The sequence below is a fragment of the Paragemmobacter amnigenus genome (assembly GCF_009908265.2).
Taxonomy (GTDB): domain Bacteria; phylum Pseudomonadota; class Alphaproteobacteria; order Rhodobacterales; family Rhodobacteraceae; genus Paragemmobacter; species Paragemmobacter amnigenus.
Genome location: NZ_JAAATX020000002.1, coordinates 314,442 through 334,603, shown reverse-complemented (window position 1 = coordinate 334,603; position 20,162 = coordinate 314,442). Strand labels below are relative to the sequence as shown.

General features: G+C 68.0%; 16 protein-coding genes and 1 tRNA gene. 11 read left to right on the top strand and 6 right to left on the bottom strand.

All coding sequences use genetic code 11. The features are described 5' to 3' along the window. Positions 1-293: 293 nt before the first annotated feature. From GU927_RS04050 to kbl, 4 genes are all read right to left on the bottom strand, one after another. Positions 294-367: transfer RNA gene (locus GU927_RS04050), tRNA-Cys, on the bottom strand. Positions 368-382: 15 nt separating this feature from the next. Beyond that, positions 383-1,360 (bottom strand): NAD(P)/FAD-dependent oxidoreductase, encoded by a 978-nt coding sequence (locus GU927_RS04045; RefSeq protein WP_161761069.1) that lies wholly within the window; start codon positions 1,358-1,360, stop codon positions 383-385. Positions 1,361-1,417: 57 nt separating this feature from the next. Then, on the bottom strand, positions 1,418-2,443 hold the full coding sequence (gene tdh, locus GU927_RS04040; protein WP_217765527.1) for an L-threonine 3-dehydrogenase: 1,026 nt from the start codon (positions 2,441-2,443) through the stop codon (positions 1,418-1,420). 13 nt (positions 2,444-2,456) lie between these two features. Continuing rightward, the gene (gene kbl / locus GU927_RS04035) at positions 2,457-3,647 is read right to left on the bottom strand and encodes a glycine C-acetyltransferase (RefSeq protein WP_161761067.1); all 1,191 of its coding nucleotides are present in this window, start codon (positions 3,645-3,647) and stop codon (positions 2,457-2,459) included. A gap of 337 nt (positions 3,648-3,984) precedes the next feature. Between kbl and GU927_RS04030 the strand changes: the two genes are divergently transcribed. Next, positions 3,985-5,577 (top strand): phosphoethanolamine transferase, encoded by a 1,593-nt coding sequence (locus GU927_RS04030; protein ID WP_232489117.1) that lies wholly within the window; start codon positions 3,985-3,987, stop codon positions 5,575-5,577. A gap of 13 nt (positions 5,578-5,590) precedes the next feature. Here GU927_RS04030 and GU927_RS04025 read toward each other — a convergent pair whose 3' ends face one another. Together GU927_RS04025 and GU927_RS04020 are read right to left on the bottom strand one after the other, a co-directional pair. Continuing rightward, positions 5,591-7,561 carry an oxidoreductase gene (locus GU927_RS04025; RefSeq protein ID WP_161761066.1) on the bottom strand — a complete coding sequence of 657 codons (1,971 nt, stop codon included), beginning with the start codon at positions 7,559-7,561 and terminating at the stop codon, positions 5,591-5,593. 100 nt (positions 7,562-7,661) lie between these two features. Continuing rightward, positions 7,662-8,081 carry a MarR family winged helix-turn-helix transcriptional regulator gene (locus GU927_RS04020; RefSeq protein WP_161761065.1) on the bottom strand — a complete coding sequence of 140 codons (420 nt, stop codon included), beginning with the start codon at positions 8,079-8,081 and terminating at the stop codon, positions 7,662-7,664. A 113-nt stretch (positions 8,082-8,194) separates the two neighbouring features. Between GU927_RS04020 and GU927_RS04015 the strand changes: the two genes are divergently transcribed. The 10 genes from GU927_RS04015 (at position 8,195) to GU927_RS03970 (ending at position 20,160) form a co-directional block, all read left to right on the top strand. Then, positions 8,195-9,025 carry an FAD binding domain-containing protein gene (locus GU927_RS04015; RefSeq protein WP_161761064.1) on the top strand — a complete coding sequence of 277 codons (831 nt, stop codon included), beginning with the start codon at positions 8,195-8,197 and terminating at the stop codon, positions 9,023-9,025. Next, entirely contained in the window at positions 9,022-11,697 is a 2,676-nt protein-coding gene (locus tag GU927_RS04010; protein WP_161761063.1) for a molybdopterin-dependent oxidoreductase, read from the top strand. The genes GU927_RS04015 and GU927_RS04010 overlap by 4 nt, the downstream gene beginning before the upstream one ends. A gap of 97 nt (positions 11,698-11,794) precedes the next feature. Continuing rightward, positions 11,795-13,234 carry a 6-hydroxynicotinate reductase gene (locus GU927_RS04005; RefSeq protein ID WP_161761062.1) on the top strand — a complete coding sequence of 480 codons (1,440 nt, stop codon included), beginning with the start codon at positions 11,795-11,797 and terminating at the stop codon, positions 13,232-13,234. Next, a complete protein-coding gene (locus tag GU927_RS04000) occupies positions 13,231-14,088 on the top strand; it encodes a UPF0280 family protein (RefSeq protein WP_161761061.1) in 858 nt (285 codons plus the stop codon). Before GU927_RS04005 ends, GU927_RS04000 begins: the two co-directional genes overlap by 4 nt. 133 nt (positions 14,089-14,221) lie before the next feature. Continuing rightward, entirely contained in the window at positions 14,222-15,544 is a 1,323-nt protein-coding gene (locus GU927_RS03995) for a hypothetical protein (protein WP_161761060.1), read from the top strand. A 78-nt stretch (positions 15,545-15,622) separates the two neighbouring features. After that, on the top strand, positions 15,623-16,897 hold the full coding sequence (locus GU927_RS03990) for an ABC transporter substrate-binding protein (protein ID WP_161761059.1): 1,275 nt from the start codon (positions 15,623-15,625) through the stop codon (positions 16,895-16,897). 66 nt (positions 16,898-16,963) lie between these two features. Beyond that, complete coding sequence (locus GU927_RS03985; RefSeq protein ID WP_161761058.1) at positions 16,964-17,845, top strand: branched-chain amino acid ABC transporter permease; 882 nt, start codon at positions 16,964-16,966, stop codon at positions 17,843-17,845. Continuing rightward, a complete protein-coding gene (locus GU927_RS03980) occupies positions 17,842-18,768 on the top strand; it encodes a branched-chain amino acid ABC transporter permease (protein ID WP_161761057.1) in 927 nt (308 codons plus the stop codon). Before GU927_RS03985 ends, GU927_RS03980 begins: the two co-directional genes overlap by 4 nt. Continuing rightward, entirely contained in the window at positions 18,756-19,478 is a 723-nt protein-coding gene (locus GU927_RS03975; RefSeq protein ID WP_161761056.1) for an ABC transporter ATP-binding protein, read from the top strand. The genes GU927_RS03980 and GU927_RS03975 overlap by 13 nt, the downstream gene beginning before the upstream one ends. Continuing rightward, complete coding sequence (locus GU927_RS03970; protein ID WP_161761125.1) at positions 19,465-20,160, top strand: ABC transporter ATP-binding protein; 696 nt, start codon at positions 19,465-19,467, stop codon at positions 20,158-20,160. The genes GU927_RS03975 and GU927_RS03970 overlap by 14 nt, the downstream gene beginning before the upstream one ends. Positions 20,161-20,162 lie beyond the last annotated feature (2 nt).

Genomic DNA, 20,162 nt, shown 5'->3' with positions numbered 1-20,162 from the left:
GCGGGTCGGGAAACGGGGTCGAACCTTCTGGTCATTTTTTTCCGCCACTGCCCTAAAACGGCGCCAGACGGTGCCGTAAGAACAGTTAACGATCAGGCTGCGCCGCTGGCGAAGCGGCGTCCGTATGCCTTATTTGATCTTTCGATCATCAAGGCATCATTCGTCTGCAATTTTTCGATCTAAATATGTAGCTCTTTGAACCCTACGTTGGTTCCACCCAGACGAAAGAGTGTGGCAGCACGTCGCTGTGATTTGCGACCAACCGGAAGATGCCAGATTTTCGGGGACAGCTCTGGAGGCGGGTACCGGAATCGAACCGGTCTTCACGGATTTGCAATCCGCTGCGTAACCTCTCCGCCAACCCGCCGAGAGCACGCTTGACCTATACGACCCGCTTCCCGCGCGCAAGCCCCGCGCGTGCAAAACCCGCCGCCCGGCGGGCAGGCATATCGGAGTTGGTCAGGGTCATTCCTTCGGCCGTCCGCAGCCGGTTGTGGATCGCCACGGCTGCCACCTCGGCCTGCGCCATCGCTACGGCGATCTGGTTCAACCCCGTGACGACGTCCCCTGCCGCAAAAAGTCCGTCCACGTCCGTCTCCTGCCGCCTGTCGGTCAGGATGCGGCCCTCGCCGTCGCGCTGCGGGGCAAGCTTGCCCAGACAATCCAGCCGCGGCACCACGCCAAGCGCGGCATAGGCGCAGTCGAAACCGGTCGTGGTGCCATCCGCCATCCGCAACACAAGACCATCCTGTGCAACCATCCGCGCCACCGCCCGCTCCTCGATCCCGATATCCGCCCGCCGCAACCGCACGATGTCCTCGGGCGCGACCTGCAACGGCCCGCCCAGCGTGACCACCGTCACCGAACCGGCAAAGGGGCGCAGGAACAGTGCCTCGCCCGCTGTGCACGGCAGATCGCCGATCACAGCCACCCGCTGGCCGCGCACCTCGTACCCGTCGCAGATCGGGCATTGCCGGATCAGTCCCGCCCGCACATGGCCCGCCGCATCCGCCAGCGGCGGCAGCCTGTCTGTCACACCGGTGGCCAGCAGGACGAACCGCGCCTCCAGCCGCTCTTCGCCCGCGTCGAGAACGAAACCGTCTTCCCCTCGCGCCATGCCACGCACCCGGGCGGACACCGTGCCGGGGGCATAGCGCGCGAGCTGTTCGCGCATCCGCGCCAGCAGTGCCTCGCCACGTATGCCGTCAGGAAAGGCCGGATGGTTATGCGACCGCGGGATCAGCCGCGCGCGGCTTTCGCCATCCTCCAGCACGCAGACGCTGCGCCCGAAGCGGGCAAGGAATATGGCCGCCGTCAGCCCCGCAGGCCCCGCCCCGACAATCGCCACATCCGTCCGCATCCCGCCCTCCGGCCCCGCCAAAGGAGGGGAACGGACAAGGACGCCGCCTGTTCCCCGTCAGGTCCAGTCGAGCACGACCTTGCCCGACTGGCCGGATTTCATCGCCATGAAGCCGTCGCGGAACGCGTCCACCCCGAAGCGGTGGGTGATGACCTTGCGGACGTCCAGCCCGTTTTCAAGCATGGCGATCATCTTGTACCATGTCTCGAAGATCTCGCGCCCGTAGACGCCCTTGATCGTAATGGCCTTGAAGACGATCCGGCTCCAGTCCACGGGGCTCTTGCCCGGGGGGATGCCCAGCATCGCGATGCGCCCGCCCATGACCATCGCCTCGACCATCTGGTCGAGTGCAGCCTGATTGCCGCTCATCTCCATCCCGACATCGAACCCCTCGGTCATCTTCAGCCGCGCCTTGACGTCGGCCAGATTCTCTTTCGTGACATCGACCGGCACCACATCCGCCACCTGCGCCGCCAGCTCCAGCCGCGCCGGGTTCACGTCCGTGATGACCACATGCCGCGCCCCCACATGCCGCGCCACCGCCGCCGCCATGATCCCGATGGGACCGGCGCCGGTGATCAGCACATCCTCGCCCACCAGATCGAAGGAGAGCGCGGTATGCACAGCATTTCCCAACGGATCGAGGATAGCACCGATCTCGTCATCGATCGCATCGGGAAGAGGCACCACGTTGAAGGCAGGCAGGCGCAGATACTCGGCAAATGCGCCCTGTTCGTTCACCCCGATCCCGCGCGTGGCCGGGTCCAGATGGAACTTGCCCGCGCGGCTCTGCCGCGACTGCCGCCCGATCAGATGCCCCTCGCCCGAACAGCGCTGCCCGATGGCCAGCCCTTCGACGTTGCGCCCGATCTCCACGATCTCGCCCGCGAATTCATGGCCCGTCACCAGACCCACAGGCACCGTGCGCGCAGCCCAGTCGTCCCAGTTCCAGATGTGGATATCCGTCCCGCAGATGCCCGTCTTGCGGATGCGGATCAGCACGTCATCCGGCCCGATCTCGGGCACCGCGCGGCGCTCCATCCACAGCCCCGGTTCCGGCTTGGTCTTGGCCAGCGCCTTCATCATGTTCGACATGTCAGATCACCCCCAGCGCACGGCCAGCCCCAACAAAGGCCTCCAGCCCGAAATCCAGATCGTCCCGCGTCAGGCGCGCATTCATCTGCGTGCGGATGCGCGCGCGGCCCTGCGGCACGACGGGGAAGAAGAACCCCGCCACATGCACGCCGCGCCGGCCCAGCTCCGCGGCCATCTCCTGCGCCAGCCACGCCTCGCCCAGCATCACAGGCACGATGGGATGCTCGCCGGGCAGCAGGGTGAAACCCGCCGCCTCCAGCCCCGCGCGCCAGTAGCGGGCATTGTCGAACAAGCGCGCGCGCAAGTCATCGGCACCCTCGACAATGTCCAGCGCCGCCAGCGCCGCGCCCACCACCGCAGGCGGCAGCGCGTTGGAAAACAGATAGGGCCGCGCCCTCTGCCGCAGCAGGTCAACAACCGCCTGCGGCCCGGCGACATAGCCGCCCAGCGCGCCGCCCAGCGCCTTGCCCAGCGTGCCGGTCAGGATATCGACATCTACCCCGAAATGCGCGGGCGTCCCCTGCCCCTTCGGCCCCATGAACCCTGTGGCGTGGCAATCGTCCACCATCACCAGCGCGCCGTACTCTTCGGCAAGCGCCGTGATCTCGGGCAGGTTCGCCAGATAGCCGTCCATCGAAAAGACGCCATCCGTCGCGATCAGGATGAAGCGCGCACCATCCGCCCGCGCCTTGTCCAGTTGCGCCGCCAGATCGGCCATGTCGGAATTGGCATAGCGATAGCGCCGCGCCTTGCACAGGCGGATGCCGTCGATGATGCTGGCATGGTTCAGCGCGTCCGAGATCACCGCATCCTCGGGCCCCAGCAACGGTTCGAACAGCCCGCCATTGGCGTCGAAGCAGGCGGCAAACAGGATTGCGTCCTCCTTGCCCAGATAGCGCGCAAGCCGCGTCTCGAGCGTCCGGTGCAGGTCCTGCGTGCCGCAGATGAAGCGCACGCTCGCCATGCCATAACCGTGATCCGCCATCGCGGCGGCAGCCGCCCCGATCAGGCGCGGATCATCGGCCAGTCCCAGATAGTTGTTGGCGCAGAGGTTCAGCATGTCGCGCCCGTCCATGCGGACATGTGCCCCCTGCGCGCCAATGATCATGCGCTCGCGCTTGAAAAGCCCGTCACGGTCGAGCCCGGCAAGCTCGTCTTGAAGATGGGACAGGAAGGCGATCTTGTCTGCCATGTCGGAACCTCATCCGTTTTAGCGGATATACGTCCATTGCACCCGCTTCGTCAATATCACGGAAAACGATTCCGGCAAAACGGATACATCGGCAGCCGCGCGCCCGTAGCCGCCTGCAACTCAGGTTCTATCCCGTGCAGGCCGCACCTTCGGCCCATGGTGCGCGCCCGCACGACCCGCTAGCGGCCGGCGGAACGGCACCCGTCGCGGTGCGCCTTCAGGATGACATGACGTGACCGCACCGACCTTGCCCGCCGACCGGACCGGCACACCGGACGCGCCCCCCCGGACCTGGACACGCGGTCTTGCGGACAGGCGGCTGTCCCGTCGCCCCGAAGTGTCCGCACTGACCTATGCGCTGGGCGTGTCGGCCTTCATCATGGCGGCGGACAACGCCACCTTCTGGGGCCGCGCCTATGCGGTCTTCGGGGACCACCCGCTGCAACTGCTGGGCTGGGGGATGGCAGTCTGGATGCTGACGCTCCTGACGCTGGTCGTCTTCGGTCTGCGCGTCCTGTTGCGCCCCGCCGCCGTTGTCCTGCTCACCCTGTCCGCCGTCACATCCTACTACATGGACAAGCTCGGTATCGTGATCGACCGCGAGATGATCCAGAACGCGATGCTGACGACAGTGACCGAGTCGAAACACCTCGTCACCGCGAACTTCGTGATCCATGTGCTGGTCTGGGGCATCCTGCCCTCGGTCGCGGCCATGTGGTTCAAAGTGCGCCCGGCGGGCATGCTGGGTGGCCTTTGGCGCTGGGTGATGACCGTAGCGCTGACCGTTGCGGTGTTCGCCGCTGCGCTGTTTTCGGATTACAAGGCCTTCTCCGCCGTCGCCCGCGAGCGCAAGGACGTGCTGGCTAGCTACCAGCCCGGCGCAGCCATCGGCGGCGCGGCACGCTATGCAAAGATGATGCTGAAATCCCGCGACGTGACGGTCGCTCCGCTGGGCCGTGACGCAAGGAAGGGGCCGCTTGTCACTGCGGCAGCAAAGCCGGTGCTGACCGTGGTCTTCGTGGGCGAAACCGCCCGCGCGCAGAACTTCGCGCTCAACGGTTACGACCGCCCGACCACGCCGCAACTGGCGAAGCGCGGCGTCGTGAACTTCTCGGACGTCACCGCTTGCGGGACGTCGACCGCCGTGTCGGTCCCCTGCATGATGTCGAACCTGACGCAGGACGGCTATTCCTACGATGCGGCCATCAGGCAAGAGAACCTGATCGACGTGCTGGGCCATGCCGGTGTCGATGTGCTCTGGTGGGACAACAACACAGGCGATCAGGGCACGGCATCGCGGCTGGGCAGGGTGCGGCGGATGGGCCCTTCGGACGACCCCGCCGCCTGTGCCCAAGGCGAATGCACCGATGCGGTCTTCCTTGCCCCCCTCGCTGCCGCCCTTCCCGACATCACCCGCGACACGGTGCTGTTCATCCACATGATCGGCAGCCACGGCCCCTCCTACTACCTGCGCTATCCGCGCGAATTCGAAACCTTCAAACCCGCCTGCCACACCGCCGAATTTGCCGATTGCACGGCGGAAGAGATCACCAACGCTTATGACAACACGATCCTGTTCACAGACCACGTCATCTCGCGGACCATCGACATGCTGAATGCGCAGGAAACGGTGCTCCCCGCCGTCGTCTTCCTGTCCGACCATGGCGAGTCGCTGGGCGAGAACGGGCTTTACCTGCACGCCGCGCCCTACTTCATGGCGCCCGAAACGCAGACCAGCGTACCGATGGTCATGTGGCTTTCCGATGCCTACCGGAACGCGCTCGGGGTCGACGGGAGCTGCCTGGCGGCAAAGGCAGACGCTCCCGTCACACAGGACAACCTGTTCCACACCGTGCTGGGCCTGATGGACGTCACGACCGCGGTACGAAGCGCCGATCTTGACCTGACGCGCGGCTGCAACGGCACGTGAGCGGGCGCGCGGGTCAGACCGCGTTCCCCGCCTTCAGCCCCTCGAAGACCGCCTCTTCCGCCGTCCTCGGCGCAAGGCAGTCACCGGCCATCCACACCTCGATCCCCATCGCCTCGATGGCCGCCGACAGATCGTCCACGGGGCAGTGGCCAAGACAGAGCACCAGCGTGTCCACGCCCTCCACCTCCATCGCCTCGCCGCTGGGTGTGTGCTGGAGAAAGACGGTATCCCCCGCCGTTCCGAACAGCCGCGCATAGGGCCGCACCTCGACCCGCAGGCGATGCAGGTTGGCGGCGATGTCATCCCGCACGTAAAGGGGCAGCACCTCGCCCGCGTGCAGACCGTTGACGGCCAGCGTGACCGACGACCCCGCCCGCGCCAGCCGCTCGGCCACGCCCGGACCGATCCAGTCACAGCGCCAGTCGGCCACCACCACGCGCGCCCCTGCCGCCACCTCGCCGCGCAGGACGTCCCAGGCCGTCACCACCTGCACCCCCCCGTCGGTGGGCAGCTCCGGCACATGCGGCACTGCCCCCGTGGCAAGGATCACCGCATCGGGCCGCTCTGCCGCAACCAGCGCGGCATCCACCCGCACGCCCCGCCGCAGACCTACCTGCGCCAGTTCCATCTCGCGCATCAGGTTGGTGACGATCCCCCCGAACTCCGCCCGCCGCGGCAAAAGCTGCGCCAGAAGCGCCTGCCCGCCCGGTTGCGCGGACGCCTCGTAAAGCGTGACATCGTGCCCCCGCCTCGCCGCCGTGACCGCCGCCTTCATCCCCGCAGGCCCGCCCCCCACCACCATGACCCGCTTGCGCCGCGCCACGGGCCGCAACGTGCCATAGGCCAGTTCGCGCCCCGTTTCGGGATGCTGGATGCAGGACACCGGCAGCCCCTTGTGGAAATGCCCGATGCAGGCCTGATTGCAGCCGATGCAGGCGCGGATGTTGTCCACCGCCCCGCGCGCGGCCTTGGCAGGCATCTCGGGATCCGCGATCAGCGCCCGCGTCATGCCGCAGACATCCGCCCGCCCCGCGGCCAGTATCGCCTCGGCCTCCTGCGGCTGGTTGATGCGACCCGCAACAAAGACCGGAACCTTCAGCGCCTTGCGGAACGCCGCCGCATCGGGTGCGACATAGCCGGGGGCAAAGGCCATGGGCGGCGCGATATGCACGGCCCCGCCGACCGTGGCCGACGTGCCCGTCGTGACGTTCACGTAATCCAGCCCCTCGCCCAGCGCGACACAGGCCGCCAGCGCCTCGTCTGCCGTCAGCCCCTCGTCATCGCGCTCGCCCGCGCTGATCCGCAGGCCGACCACGAAGGTCTCGTCCGTCGCCGCACGGATGGCCCCCAGCACCTCGCGCAGGAAACGCAACCGCCCCGCCGCATCGCCGCCATATCCGTCGCTCCGCAGGTTCACGCGCGGGTTCAGGAATTGCGCGGGCAGATAGCCGTGACTGGCCACCACTTCCACCCCGTCCAGCCCCGCCTGCCACATCCGCCGCGCCGCCGCCCCGTAGCCCGCGACGATCTCGTCGATCATCGGCTGGGTCAGCGCGCGCGGCATCACATGGAACCGCTCGTTCGGCACGCTGGACGGCGCATAGGCCACGGCAAGCAGTCCGTCCGCGCTTTCCATGATCTCGCGCCCCGGATGGAACAGCTGCGAGAAGATCGCACAGCCTTCGGCCTTCACCGCCTCGGCCAGACGGCGGTATCCCGCGATGCAGCCGTCATCCGTCGCCATCAGCAGGTGCGAGGTATAGCGCGCCGTCTCGTGCACCCCCGCCACCTGCGTGACGATCAGCCCCGCCCCGCCCTTGGCCCGCGCGCGGTGATATTCGACCAGCGCCTCGTTCACCGTGCCATCCGTCGGCAGGACCGTATCATGCCCGGTCGACATGATCCGGTTGCGAAGTCGCGCGCCCCTGATCTGCAAGGGGCTGAAAAGATGCGGAAACGCTGCGGATCGGGCGGGGTCTGCCATGCCTGTCGCTCCTTCTGGCTGCCTGCAGGCTGCCCGTTCCCCCGCCGCCGCACATGCCCGCCCGCGACGACGGCTTGTCCCGCCGCGACCTCCGCGCCCGTCAGACCAGCCGCGCCAGAAGGTCCAGCAGGACGCGCCGCTCCTCCGGCCCCAGCGGGGCAAGCGTCTCGTCCGATACGCGGGCCGCGCTGGCCAGAGCCTCCTCGCAGAAGGCACGCCCTTCGCCGGTCAGCCCCACGATCAACCGCCGCCGGTCCGAGGGATCGGGCGCAGTCGCCACCAGCCCCTCGCGTGCCAGACGGTCCACCACGCCCTTCACGGTGGCGGCATCCATCGCCGTCTCGCGCCCCAGCAGGTTCTGCGACAGCGGTCCAAGTTCCATCAGGCGCGCCAGCACCGCCCATTGCGTCGTCGTCACGCGCGGGATGCGGGCCGAGAAAATCGCCAGATGCCGCTGCGTCGCGCGTCGCAGCAGATAGCCGATCTGCTCGTCCAGAAGATAAGCGGTCGCCTTGCCCATATCCCCTTATCCGCCCCGCTCCGCCGCCGTGCAAGTCTCGCCTGCAAGGCTGTTGACAGAATCCCCGGCACCACCCCAATCTCGTATGCATACCAACAATCGACGGTCCAAGGATGCGCTACTCCCGCCCCCAGACCCTGCCCGAGGCGGTCGCCCTGCTTTCGTCAGGCACGGCGCAGGTTCTTGCGGGGGGAACCGACCTCTATCCCGCCACGCAGGCGCAGGACCTTGCCGGTGACGTGCTGGATGTGACCGCCATTCCTGCCCTTTGCGGCATCGACCGGACTGCGGATGGTCTGCGGATCGGGGCCGCGACCACATGGTCCACCTTGGCCGAGGCCGCGCTTCCCCCAGCCCTGCACGCCCTGCAACAGGCCGCGCTGCAGGTGGGCGGGCGACAGATCCAGAACGCGGGCACGATCGGCGGCAACCTGTGCAATGCCTCGCCCGCCGCCGATGGCATCCCGCCGCTGCTGGCGCTGGACGCTGGCGTGGAACTCGCCGGACCTGACGGCAGCCGCCATCTGCCCCTCGCGGCCTTTCTGCTCGGCCCCCGCCGCACCGCGCTTGGGCAGGGCGAGGTGCTGGCCGCAATCCATATCCCCGCCGCCGCACTCGCGGGTCGCTCCTGCTTTCTCAAGCTCGGCGCGCGGGCCCATCTGGTGATCTCCATCGCCATGGTTGCCGCCAACCTCACGCTGGATGGGCCCCGCATCGCCAAGGCCCGGCTTGCCGTGGGCGCCTGCGGCCCCGTCGCCACCCGCCTGCCCGAACTGGAACACGCCCTGACCGGTCACAGCCTGCAAGACGCGCCCGCCCTGATCACCGAAGCGGCCCTTGCGCGGGCGCTTGCCCCCATCGACGACATCCGCGCCACTGCCGCCTACCGGCTGACGGCAGCGACCGAACTGCTCCGCCGTGCCGTTGCGGGGTGCGCGGCATGATCGACTTCACCCTGAACGGCCGATCCGTCTCGGCGGATTGCCCGCCCACCCGCCGCCTGACCGATGTGCTGCGCGAAACCTTGGGCCTCAGGGGCACCAAGGTCGGCTGCGACGCGGGGGATTGCGGGGCCTGCACGGTGCTCGTGGACGGGCGTGCCACCTGTGCCTGCCTCATCCCCGCCGCCCGTGTCGCAGGCCGTCGCGTGGAAACGGTCGAGGCGGACACCCCGACCCTCACCCGCCTGCGCGCGGCCTTCCTGCGCCACGGCGCCGCGCAATGCGGCATCTGCACGCCGGGAATGCTGATGGCGGCGGCGGACCTCCTGTCCCGCACCTCCGCCCCGACCACGGCCGAGGCGGAACAGGCCCTTGGCGGCGTCCTCTGCCGCTGCACCGGATACGCCAAGATCATTGCGGCGGTCTGCGACACGGGCTTGCCCGTGGACCCGCCTCCGGATGGCCCCGCCGTGGGCCAGCCGCTCCAGCGGCTGGACGGTGCGGCAAAGGTGGCGGGCGATCTCTTCGGCGCGGATGTGATCCCCGAAGGCGCGCTGACCCTGCACGCCATCCGCTCGCCCCATGCCCATGCCGCCTTCACCTTCGGCGACCTCGCCGCCTATGCCAACCGACCCGGCATCGCCGCCGTCTTCACCGCCGCCGACATCCCCGGCCGGAATGCCTTTGGCGTCATCCCGCCCTTCGCCGACCAGCCCGCCCTCGCCCCCAGCCCCGCGCGCTTCCGTGGCGAAGCCGTGGCCCTGATTGCCACCGAACCAGGCCACGACCCCGACCTCTCCGCCTTCCCGATCAACTGGACCCCGCTCCCCGCCCTGACCGATCCCGCCACGGCGGAAACCGCGCCCGACCTCGTCCACCCGAACCGCCCCGGCAACCTGCTCACGCAGGGGCGCGTGGTCAAGGGAGAGGTGGACAGCGCGCTCGCCACCTCGGCCCATGTCGTCGAAGGCTCCATCACCACCGCCTTCGTCGAACACGCCTATATCGAACCCGAGGCAGGCGCCGCATGGATGGAGGGCGACACGCTCTGCATCCGCGCCTGCACGCAGGCCCCCGTGATGGACCGCGACGACACCGCCACCATCCTCGCCCTGCCGCCCGACCGCGTCCGCATCCTCCCCTCTGCCGTGGGCGGGGGCTTCGGCTCCAAGCTTGACCTCTCGCTGCAACCGCTCCTCGGCCTGGCCGCGCTGAAACTGCGACGCCCCGTGCGGATGACCTATACCCGCGCGGAAAGCATGGCCTCCACCACCAAACGCCACCCCGCGCAGATGTCGGGCCGCATCGCCTGCGACGCCACGGGTCGCATCACCGCGCTGGACTTCGACGGGCGCTTCGACACCGGCGCCTATGCCAGCTGGGGCCCCACCGTCGCCAACCGCGTGCCTGTCCACGCCACCGGCCCCTACCTGACCCCCAATGTCCGCGCCACCGCCCGCGCGATCCACACCAACAACCCCGTCTCGGGTGCCTTCCGCGGCTTCGGCGTCCCTCAGGCCGCCATCTGGCAGGAAACGCTCTATGACCGCCTCGCCGAAAAGGCGGGCCTCGACCGCCTCGACTTCCGCCTGCGGAACGCACTGCGCGACGGCGACGCCTCCGCCACCGGCCAGATCCTGCACGCCACGGGCATCGCGCACTGTCTGGAGGCGCTCCGCCCCCACTGGAAGCGCGCGCTGGACGAGGCCGCCGCCAGCCCCCACCGCGGCGTCGGCATCGCCTCCTGCTGGTATGGCTGCGGCAACACCTCGCTGCCCAACCCCTCCACCATCCGGATCGGCCTCACCCGCGACGGCACCCTGACCCTGCATCAGGGCGCCACCGACATCGGCCAGGGCTCCAACACCGTCATCGCCCAGATCGCCGCCGAGGCACTGGGCCTGCCCGTCGCGCAGTTCCACCTCATCGGCCCCGACACCGCCCTCACCCCCGACGCCGGCAAGACCTCCGCCTCGCGCCAGACCTATGTCTCCGGCCGCGCCGCCCATGACAGCGCCCGCGCGCTGCGCGCCGCCATCCTGCGCCACGCAAACGCCTCCGACGCCGCCACCCTCTCGCTCGACGGTCCCGTGCTCACCATCACCGACGCGGGCACCACCCGCCGCATCGACCTCGCCTCCCTGCCCACCGACCCGCTCGGCTACGCCCTCTCGTCCGAGGCGACCTACGATCCCCCCACCGCCCCGCTTGACGAAAACGGCCAAGGCCGCCCCTATGCCGTCTACGGCTACGGCGCGCAGATGGTGGAACTGTCCGTCGACCCCGCGCTCGGCACCGTCACCCTGCACCGCATCACCGCCGCCCACGACCTTGGCCGCGCGATCAACCCCCTCCTCGCCACCGGCCAGATCGAAGGCGGCATCGCGCAGGGCATCGGCCTTGCCCTGATGGAGGAATACACCCCCGGCCGGACCGAGAACCTGCACGACTACCTCATCCCCACCACCTCCGACGTCCCGCCCATCACATCCATCCTGATCGAGGTCCCCGATCCCGAAGGCCCCTTCGGTGCCAAGGGCCTTGGCGAACACGTCCTCATCCCCACCGCCCCCGCCATCCTGAACGCCATCCGCCACGCCACAGGGGCCGAGATCACCCGCCTGCCCGCCCTGCCCCACCGCATCCTCGCCGCGATCAAGGGGGCAGAGACATGATCCGCCCCCTTCATCTGTTCCCAAATATCCTCGGGGGGTGCGGGGGGCAGACAGCCCCCCGCCGAGGCCAGCCCGGCAAAGCGGCGCGGGGCCGTCCATGACAGCCGCCCCCGAAAAGATCCGCTGCGATGCCTGCCCCGTGATGTGCTACATCGCGCCGGGCCAGACGGGGGCCTGCGACCGCTATGCCAATGACGCGGGCCGCATCGTCCGTACCGATCCCGTCGCGCTGCTGACCCATGCCCTTGACCAAGGGCACCGCATCATCCCCTTCGCCGCCGCCACATGGACCGACGGCCTCGTCCCCGACGACACCACCGTCACCGGCATCGGCTCGGGCACCACCTATCCCGACTACAAACCCGCCCCCTTCATCGTCAGCCAGCAGATCGACGGCGCCGACATGGTCACCGTGGTGACCGAGGCGATCTTCTCCTACTGCGGGGTCAAGGTGAAGATCGACACCGACCGCCACCTCGGCCCCGAAGGCGCAACCGTGCGGCACATGGGCGAACCCGTGGGACATGTGACCACCGCCGAATACGGCTCGCAGATGCTCTCGCTCGGCGGCGTCCACCACCTGACCGGCGGGGGCAAGGCCGAAGGCCGCCTCACCTGCTCGGCCCTCCTCGCGCTCTGCAACGGCGAGGCGGTGGAATTGTCCATCGACCACGGCTCCACCGTCACCGTGCAGGCAGGTCACCCCCCCATCGTGGACGGCACGCCCGAACGCCGCATGCGCGTCGGCTGCGGCTCCGCCACCATCGGCATGTTCGCCAGCCAGTGGCAGGGTCTGGTGGACGAGGTGGTGGTCGTGGACGACCACATCACCGGCGTCGTGTCCGAACATCAGGCAGGCAAGGTCATCGGCTGGGAACCCACGGGCATCCGGATAAAGGGTCACCGCTCCACCCCGGGCCGCTATTTCCGCGTCTCCGAACCCGGCCTCGGCTGGGGCGGGACGAAACTGACCGACCCGCTCGAAATCCTCGGCGACTGGAACCCGAAGAAAGGCGCGCGTCCCGGCCTGCGGCTCCTCATGGTCTCCACCACCGGCGAAGATTACGTATTTTACGTATTGGATGACAACCTCAAGCCGCAACGCCACCCCCTCCCCCCCGATCTCCTTCCCACCGTCGCCCTGATTGACGAGAATTGCGAACCCTCCCTCTGCACCGTCCTCTTCATGGGCGGCGCCGGCGGGTCGCTGCGGGCGGGCGTGACGAAGAACCCCGTGCGCCTTACGCGGTCCGTCCAGTCTGGCGAGACGCGGCTGACCTCCGGCGGGGCGGACTGCTACATCTGGCCGGGCGGCGGGATCACCTTCATGGTCGATGTCACCCGCCTGCCGCGCGGGGCCTTCGGCTATGTCCCCACCCCCGCGCTGGTGGCCCCGCTCGAATTCACCCTGCCCCGCGACGCCTACCTGCGCCTCGGCGGCCATGACGACGCGATCCGGTCGCTGCCCGACATCATCGACCGCGGCGGCGAATATCCCACCGCCGCGAAACTCCACCCGAGAGGCGGCCCGACATGACCGCCCGCATCGCATGGCTTCCCGGCAACCGGCTGCACCTGAACCACGGCCCCATCGACGTGATCCTGCAGGGCTGGGGCGACCCGCGCGCCCTGACCGAAGGCTACGCCGCCGTGGCAGACCGCTTCCCCGCGATCCTGCCGGAACTCTGCGCCGAACTCCCCGCCCTTCGCGCGCCCGATGCCCCCCTTCACGGCCCCGTCGCCCGCCGCATGGCCGCCGCTACCGCCCCCTTCCGCCCCGCCTTCATCACCCCAATGGCCGCCGTGGCGGGGGCTGTGGCCGAAGAAATCCTGCGCCTCTTCGTCCGCCCCGGCATCACTCGCGCCTATGCCAACAACGGCGGCGACATCGCGCTGCATCTCGACCGCGGCGAAAGCCTGACCTGCGCCATCGCCGCCCGCCCCCATCAGCCCCATCATCTGCCCGACCGTGTCACCATCCGCCACGCAGATCCCGTCCGCGGCATCGCCACCTCCGGCTGGCGCGGGCGGTCCCATTCGCTGGGCATCGCCGATGCCGTCACCGTGCTTGCCCGCTCCGCCCCCATGGCCGACGCGGCGGCGACCATGATCGCCAATGCCGTGGATCTGCCCGGCCATCCCGGCATCACCCGCCGGCCTGCCCTCGACCTTGCCCCCGACAGCGACCTCGGCCACCGCCTTGTGACGACGGCTGTCGGCACAATAGGCAGACAGGAAGCGGTCATGGCGCTTTGCGCCGGAGAGGCCGCCGCCCGCGCCTTCCGCACGCAGGGACTCATTGAGGCCGCCGCACTTTTCCTGCACCCTGAACACAGGACGGTCGGCCCCCTCGCCCTGTCCGTTCCCGAACCGGAGTCCACCCTTGCCTGACCCCACCCACCGCCGCGCGACGCTTACGGGCAGGACCCGCGGCACGATGGGCCGGAGCGGGTGGGCAGCACCACGGAATGGCCGGATTTGCCTAACAAAACAAAGTGTTGCAGCCTTCACGGCACAGGTTGCCGTGCTGTTGCCGACAGCCGCCTTCGCCTGCGCGCTGCCGCCTTCGGTGGTCCTGACGCTTCCCACGGGCTGGTACATCGCAGGGGCGGCCGTCACCGTTGCCATGACGGCCCTGATCGGCGCGGCCACCCGCGCCCTGCCCGATCCCCAGCCCCGCCGGATCATGGAACGGCGCGTCCTGCTGCCGGAAACCCTGAGTTCCTACCTGTCATTCCTTTGTTTTCTGGGACTTGTCCTTGTGGGCTGGCTTGGCGCCCGCGACCCGATGCACAACCTCATGACGCTGGTCTTCTGGACCGGCATCTGGATCGCGGTCCCGCTCGGCTCTATGCTTTTCGGGCACCTGTGGCGCCCGATCAATCCGTGGACCGGCCCCGTCCGGATCATGCGCACCCTGCTTGGCCGGACAGGCGGGATCGGCCTCGCGCGGCTCGGCCACCTGCCCGCCGTCGCGGGCTATGCGGGCTTTGTATGGTTCCAGATGATCTCGCTTTCGCCCGACGATCCCTTCGTTCTGGCGACGACGGCCCTGATCTATTGGGGCGTGATCTTTGTGCTTGCGGTGCTGGAGGGCGAGGACTGGCTGGAAAAGGGAGAGTTCCTGACCGTCCTCATGGGCTATCTCGCCCGCGTTGCGCCGCTCTGGCTCGACCGGTCGGGGGATCGCGTGTGGCTGATGCTGGGCTGGCCCGGCGCGCAGGTCCTGCGGATGGAGGCGCTGACGCCCAGCGCCACGGCCTTTGTGACGCTGGCCCTTGCCGCGCTGACCTTCGACGGGCTTATGGAGACCTTCTGGTGGATGGGCCTGATCGGGGAGAACCCGCTGGAACCGACGGGCCGGTCGGCGGTGATGGGGGTGAATACGGCGGGGCTTCTGGCAACATGGGCGCTTACCGCCACAACGATCCTCGGCGCGCTGCGGCTGGGCCAGTGGAGCGGCGGCAGCCTCCGCACCGGTCCGGTGATGCTGTCCTTCCTTGCCATCGCCGCAGGCTATCACGCAGCGCATTATCTGGTGACGCTGCTGACGGCGGGGCAATATACGCTGGCCGCCCTGAACGACCCGCTGTTCCGCGGCGACAGCCTGCTTGGCCTGTCGGAATTCTTCGTCTCTTTCGGCTTCCTGACCGATCCGACAGTCATGCCCGCCATCTATGGCGCACAATTCACGGCCATCCTGCTGGCGCATCTGCTGGCCGTCTACCTGACCCTGAAACTTGCCGGCCCTGCCGCCCGCGCGCTGTCACATCTGCCGATGACCGTGCTGATGGTGGGCTATACCAGCCTTGGCCTGTGGCTCTTGTCCACGGCGCGCAGCGGATGACCCGCCATGTTCAAAAGTGACCAGTTCCAACCCGAAGGCGCGCGACAGACGCGTCCCACCAACAGCGGAGAGTGAACCATGACCAACCTGATCACCCCGACCCGCCGCACCCTGCTGAAAGGCATGGGCGCGGGCCTTCTCGCCTCGGCGGCCCTGCCCGGCCATGTCTGGGGGCAGGCCGCCCCCATCAAGCTGGGCTTCCAGCTGCACCGCACCGGCATCGGCGCCGCCTATGGCCGCTGGTACGAACGCACCGCGCAGGCCGCGCTGAAGGTGGTAAACGACGCGGGCGGCATCAACGGACGCCCCGTGGAAATCGTCTTCGAGGATGACGCCACCGACCCCAAGCGCGGCGCGGAAGTGGTGGAAAAGCTGGCCTCGCAGGCCGGTTGCGACCTGATCTTCGGCCCGCTCTTTTCCCACGTCGTCATCGGGTCCGCCCCCCGCGCGGGCGAGTTGAAGATCCCCTACCTCGTCTGCTCCGAAGGCTATCACGTGGCCTCCGGCATGCTGAACCGCTGGACGATGCAGCCCGGTATCACCGACGTGCGCGCGCAGGTGTCGTCGATGGCGCCTTGGGTGACGCAGAACCTCGGCAAGAAGGTCACGATGGTCTATCCCGACTACGCCTTCGGCTATGACCACCGCGATTTCTTCACCGAAGCGGTCAAGGCGCAGGGCGGCGAGGTGATCGCCCAGATCGCCATCCCGCCGACCGAGACCACCTTCACCCGCTATCTGCCGCAGATCCCGACAGAGACCGAGGTGCTCTACCACGTAATGGTCGGCCCTGCCGTCCTGACCTTCGTCAAGGAACTGGGCGATTTCTACGGATCGGGCGCGCGGCCCCAGATCTTCGGCTTCATCGACAGCCTCGAGGCCGTCGACACCGCCTCGCCCGGTCTCGAATTCCTCGAAGGCACGCATTTCTGGGAAGCGCATAACCGCGTGAAACAGGCCGATGCGTCCGAGGCGGAAACCTTCTACCGCGCCGCCGTGGGCGTGGACGACAACGGCGCCTCGGTCAGCGATGCGGCGGATGTGGCCACCTACAGCCACATGTTCAGCGTCTGGGAAACCCTGTCGGTCATCAAGAAAGGGATGGAGGCCGCAGGCTACCAAGGCCCCGCCGACCGCCAGAAATTCGTCGAGGCGGTGGAAGCCATGACCACCTTCGACGCAGGGCAGGACCACCCGCAGGGGGCCAAGGTGTTCAACGGCAAGACCCATCAGGTCTTCGGCCACCAGTTCATATCGAAGGTCGAAGGGGGCAAGCTGATGCGCGTCCACCAGACCGCGATCGAGGACGGGCAGTACGCCGACGCTGTGGACTATTCGACCCAGTCGTTCTGACCGGTTCCCCTTCAACGCAACCAGAGGGGGCGGGTCCGCCCGCCCCCGACCAGAACGGGTGTCCCCTTGGGTTTCGGTCCCTTCCTCCTTCTCGCGCTGATGGAAAGCGCGGTCACGGCTGCCACGCTGGCGCTTACCGCCGTGGGGCTTTCGCTCGTCTTCGGCGTGATGCGCGTCGTGAACGTGGCCCATGGCGAATTCTTCATGCTGGGCGCGGTCTCGGCATGGTTCATCACCACATGGGTGGGCGGGCCTGCATGGGCCTCCTTCCTCGTGGCGCTGGCCGTGGCGCCGCTGTTCGTCGCGGCGCTGGCTGCGCTGGCGGACCGGATCGTCCTGAAACGGCTGGACTACGAACCCGAAGCGACCATCGTCGCCACCATCGGGCTGATGTATATCTTCCAGCAAGCCGCGCTGTCCTTCTACGGTCCGCAGGCCATGCCGGTGGAACCGCCCTTCAACTTCCGCATCCAGCTGCCATGGTTCGGCTATTCCGCCTACAAGCTGTCGGTGATCCTCTTTGCCACCCTCGTCCTGATCGGGGTCTGGCTGTTTCTGACCCGCACGAAGGCGGGTCTCGTGATGCGCGCCACGCAGGTAGACCGCGAAACCGCGCAGGCCTTCGGCATCGACGTGGACCGCGTCTATGCGGGCGTCTTCGCCCTTGGCGCGGGACTGGCGGCCATCGCCGCCGTGCTGATCGTGCCCATCCAGCAGGCGCATTACCTGATGGGACATGACCCGCTGCTGCTGGCCTTCATCACTGTCATCGTGGGCGGGCTGGGATCGCTGCGCGGCACCATCATCGCGGCCGTCTTCATCGGCCTGTCCGACGGGCTGATCGCCTTCTTCTGGTCGCCCACGCTGGCCAAGATCCTTGCCACGCTGCTTGTGGCTATGGTGCTGGTGTTCCGCCCGCAGGGGCTGTTCGGGGCGAAACAGGCATGAGGATCTGGACACTCCACCTTTTCACGCTGGCTGTGCTGGCCGTGCTGCTGGCGACCCTGCCGCCCTACCATGCCACCAACCTTGCGCGCATCCTCGTGCTTGCGGTCTTTGCCATCGGCTACAACCTTGCCTTCGGCTATACGGGGCTTTTGTCACTGGGCCATGCGCTGTTCTTTGCGGCGGGGGTCTATGGTGCGGCACTGCCGATCACCTATCTGGGACTGCCGCAACTGCCCGCCCTTGTCGCGGGACTGCTCGCCGGGGGGCTCGTGGCGGGGGTGACGGGCCTTCTGGCGCTGCGGACGGCAGGTGTAAGCTTCATGATCGTGACGTTGATGTTCGCGCAGGCCGGATACCTGACACTTTTGTATTTCGGCCCCGTCACCGGCGGGGACGAGGGGCTGGTCCTGCCCGATGCGGCGGCACTGCTGCCCGGCCTGTCAGCGGACGTTGCCCGCGCAACCATCGCCTATGCGCTCTTCTCGGCGGCGCTGCTCTCCTCGCTCGCGCTGGTGCAAAGCCGGCTCGGCCGGACGCTGGTCGCGATACGGGAAAACGAGGACCGATCGCGGATGCTGGGCTACAACACCTTTGCGGTGAAGCTGACCGCGCTGGTCCTGTCGGGATTGTTCTCGGGCGCGGCAGGGGCGGCCTATGCGCTGCTTTTCGGCTATGCGGGGGCCAGCTTTGCCACCATCCAGTATTCCATCCTGCCCATGCTCTGGGTGCTGATGGGCGGGGCGGGAACCGTCCTCGGCCCCTTGGTCGGTACGGCCGCCATGTTCTATCTTGTCGACATCGCGGGCAGCTACACCACGGCGACGCTCCTTTTCGTCGGGGTGGCGCTTGTGCTGCTGATCCTCTTCGCGCCGAAGGGCATACTCGGCACCATCCGCGAAAGGTGGCTGACATGGCTTCCGTGATCCTGTCCGCGCGAGGGCTGACGCGCCATTTCGGGGGGCTGCGGGCGGTCGACGGGGTGGATTTCGACCTGCAGACGGGCGACATCCATGCCCTGATCGGCCCCAACGGTGCGGGCAAGACCACCTTCGTCGGCCTCTTGTCCGGTCGTATTCCAGCCCAGTCCGGCACCATCGCGCTGGCGGGCGAGGATATCACCCGCCTGCCCGCCCATGCCCGCGTGAAGAAGGGCATCGCCTATACGTTCCAGATCACCTCGGTCTACCCGCGGCTGTCGGTCTTTGACAACGTCGCGCTGGCCGTCCAGCAGACCGCCACCCGCGATCTTGCCTCAGACGTTGCCGCCGCCCTGTCGCGCGTGAACCTTGCCGACCGCGCGACCCAGACGGCGGGCACCCTGTCCTATGGCCACCAGCGCCTGCTCGAACTGGGGATGGGCCTTGCCCTGCGCCCGCGCGTGCTGATCCTCGACGAACCGACACAGGGTCTTGCTTCGGGCGAGATTGCAAATTTCAAACAATTGGTCCGGTCCTTAGCGCCAGAAACAACCGTTCTTTTGATCGAACACAACATGGATGTGGTCATGGACCTTGCAACCCGCATCACCGTCCTTGCCGCGGGCCGCCACCTTGCCACGGGCACACCGTCGGAAATCCGCGCCAATCCTGCGGTGCAGGACGCCTATCTCGGGGGACATGATGCTTCGGCTTGAAGGGGTGAGCGCAGGCTATGGCGCCGTCACGGTCCTGCGCGACCTGACGTTCGAGGCGCGGGCGGGCGAGATCACCTGCGTCATGGGCAGGAACGGTGCAGGCAAGTCCACGCTGATGAAATGCATCATGGGCCTTGTGCCTGCCACGCGTGGCACTGTCACGCTGGACGGCACGGCGCTGCACGCCCTGCCTGCCCACCGCGTGCCCCTGCACGGCATCGCCTATGTTCCGCAGGGCCGTCGCCTGTTCGGTCCGCTGACTGTGGCCGAAAACCTGGGGATCGGGCTGATGACACGCGGCATGGGCGAGGAGACGCGGGAACGTGTCCTGACACTCTTCCCGCGGCTGCGCGAAAGGCTGGATCAGGTTTCCTCGACCCTCTCAGGGGGAGAGCAGCAGATGCTCGCCATCGGCCGCGCACTCTGTCTGGAGCCGAAGGTGCTGTTGCTGGACGAGCCGACCGAGGGATTGCAACCCTCGATGATCGCGCTGATCCGCGACGTGGTCGTGCAACTGAAAGAGACAGGTGTCGCGACGGTGCTTGTGGAGCAGCGCCCCGATGCCGTGCTGCGGATGGCAGATCGCATCGCCTTCATGGCGGGCGGCCGCGTGGCCGAGATGGTCGAGGCACGCGGACTCACCGCCGATGCGCCGCAATTCATGGCCTATGTCGGGGTCTAGGA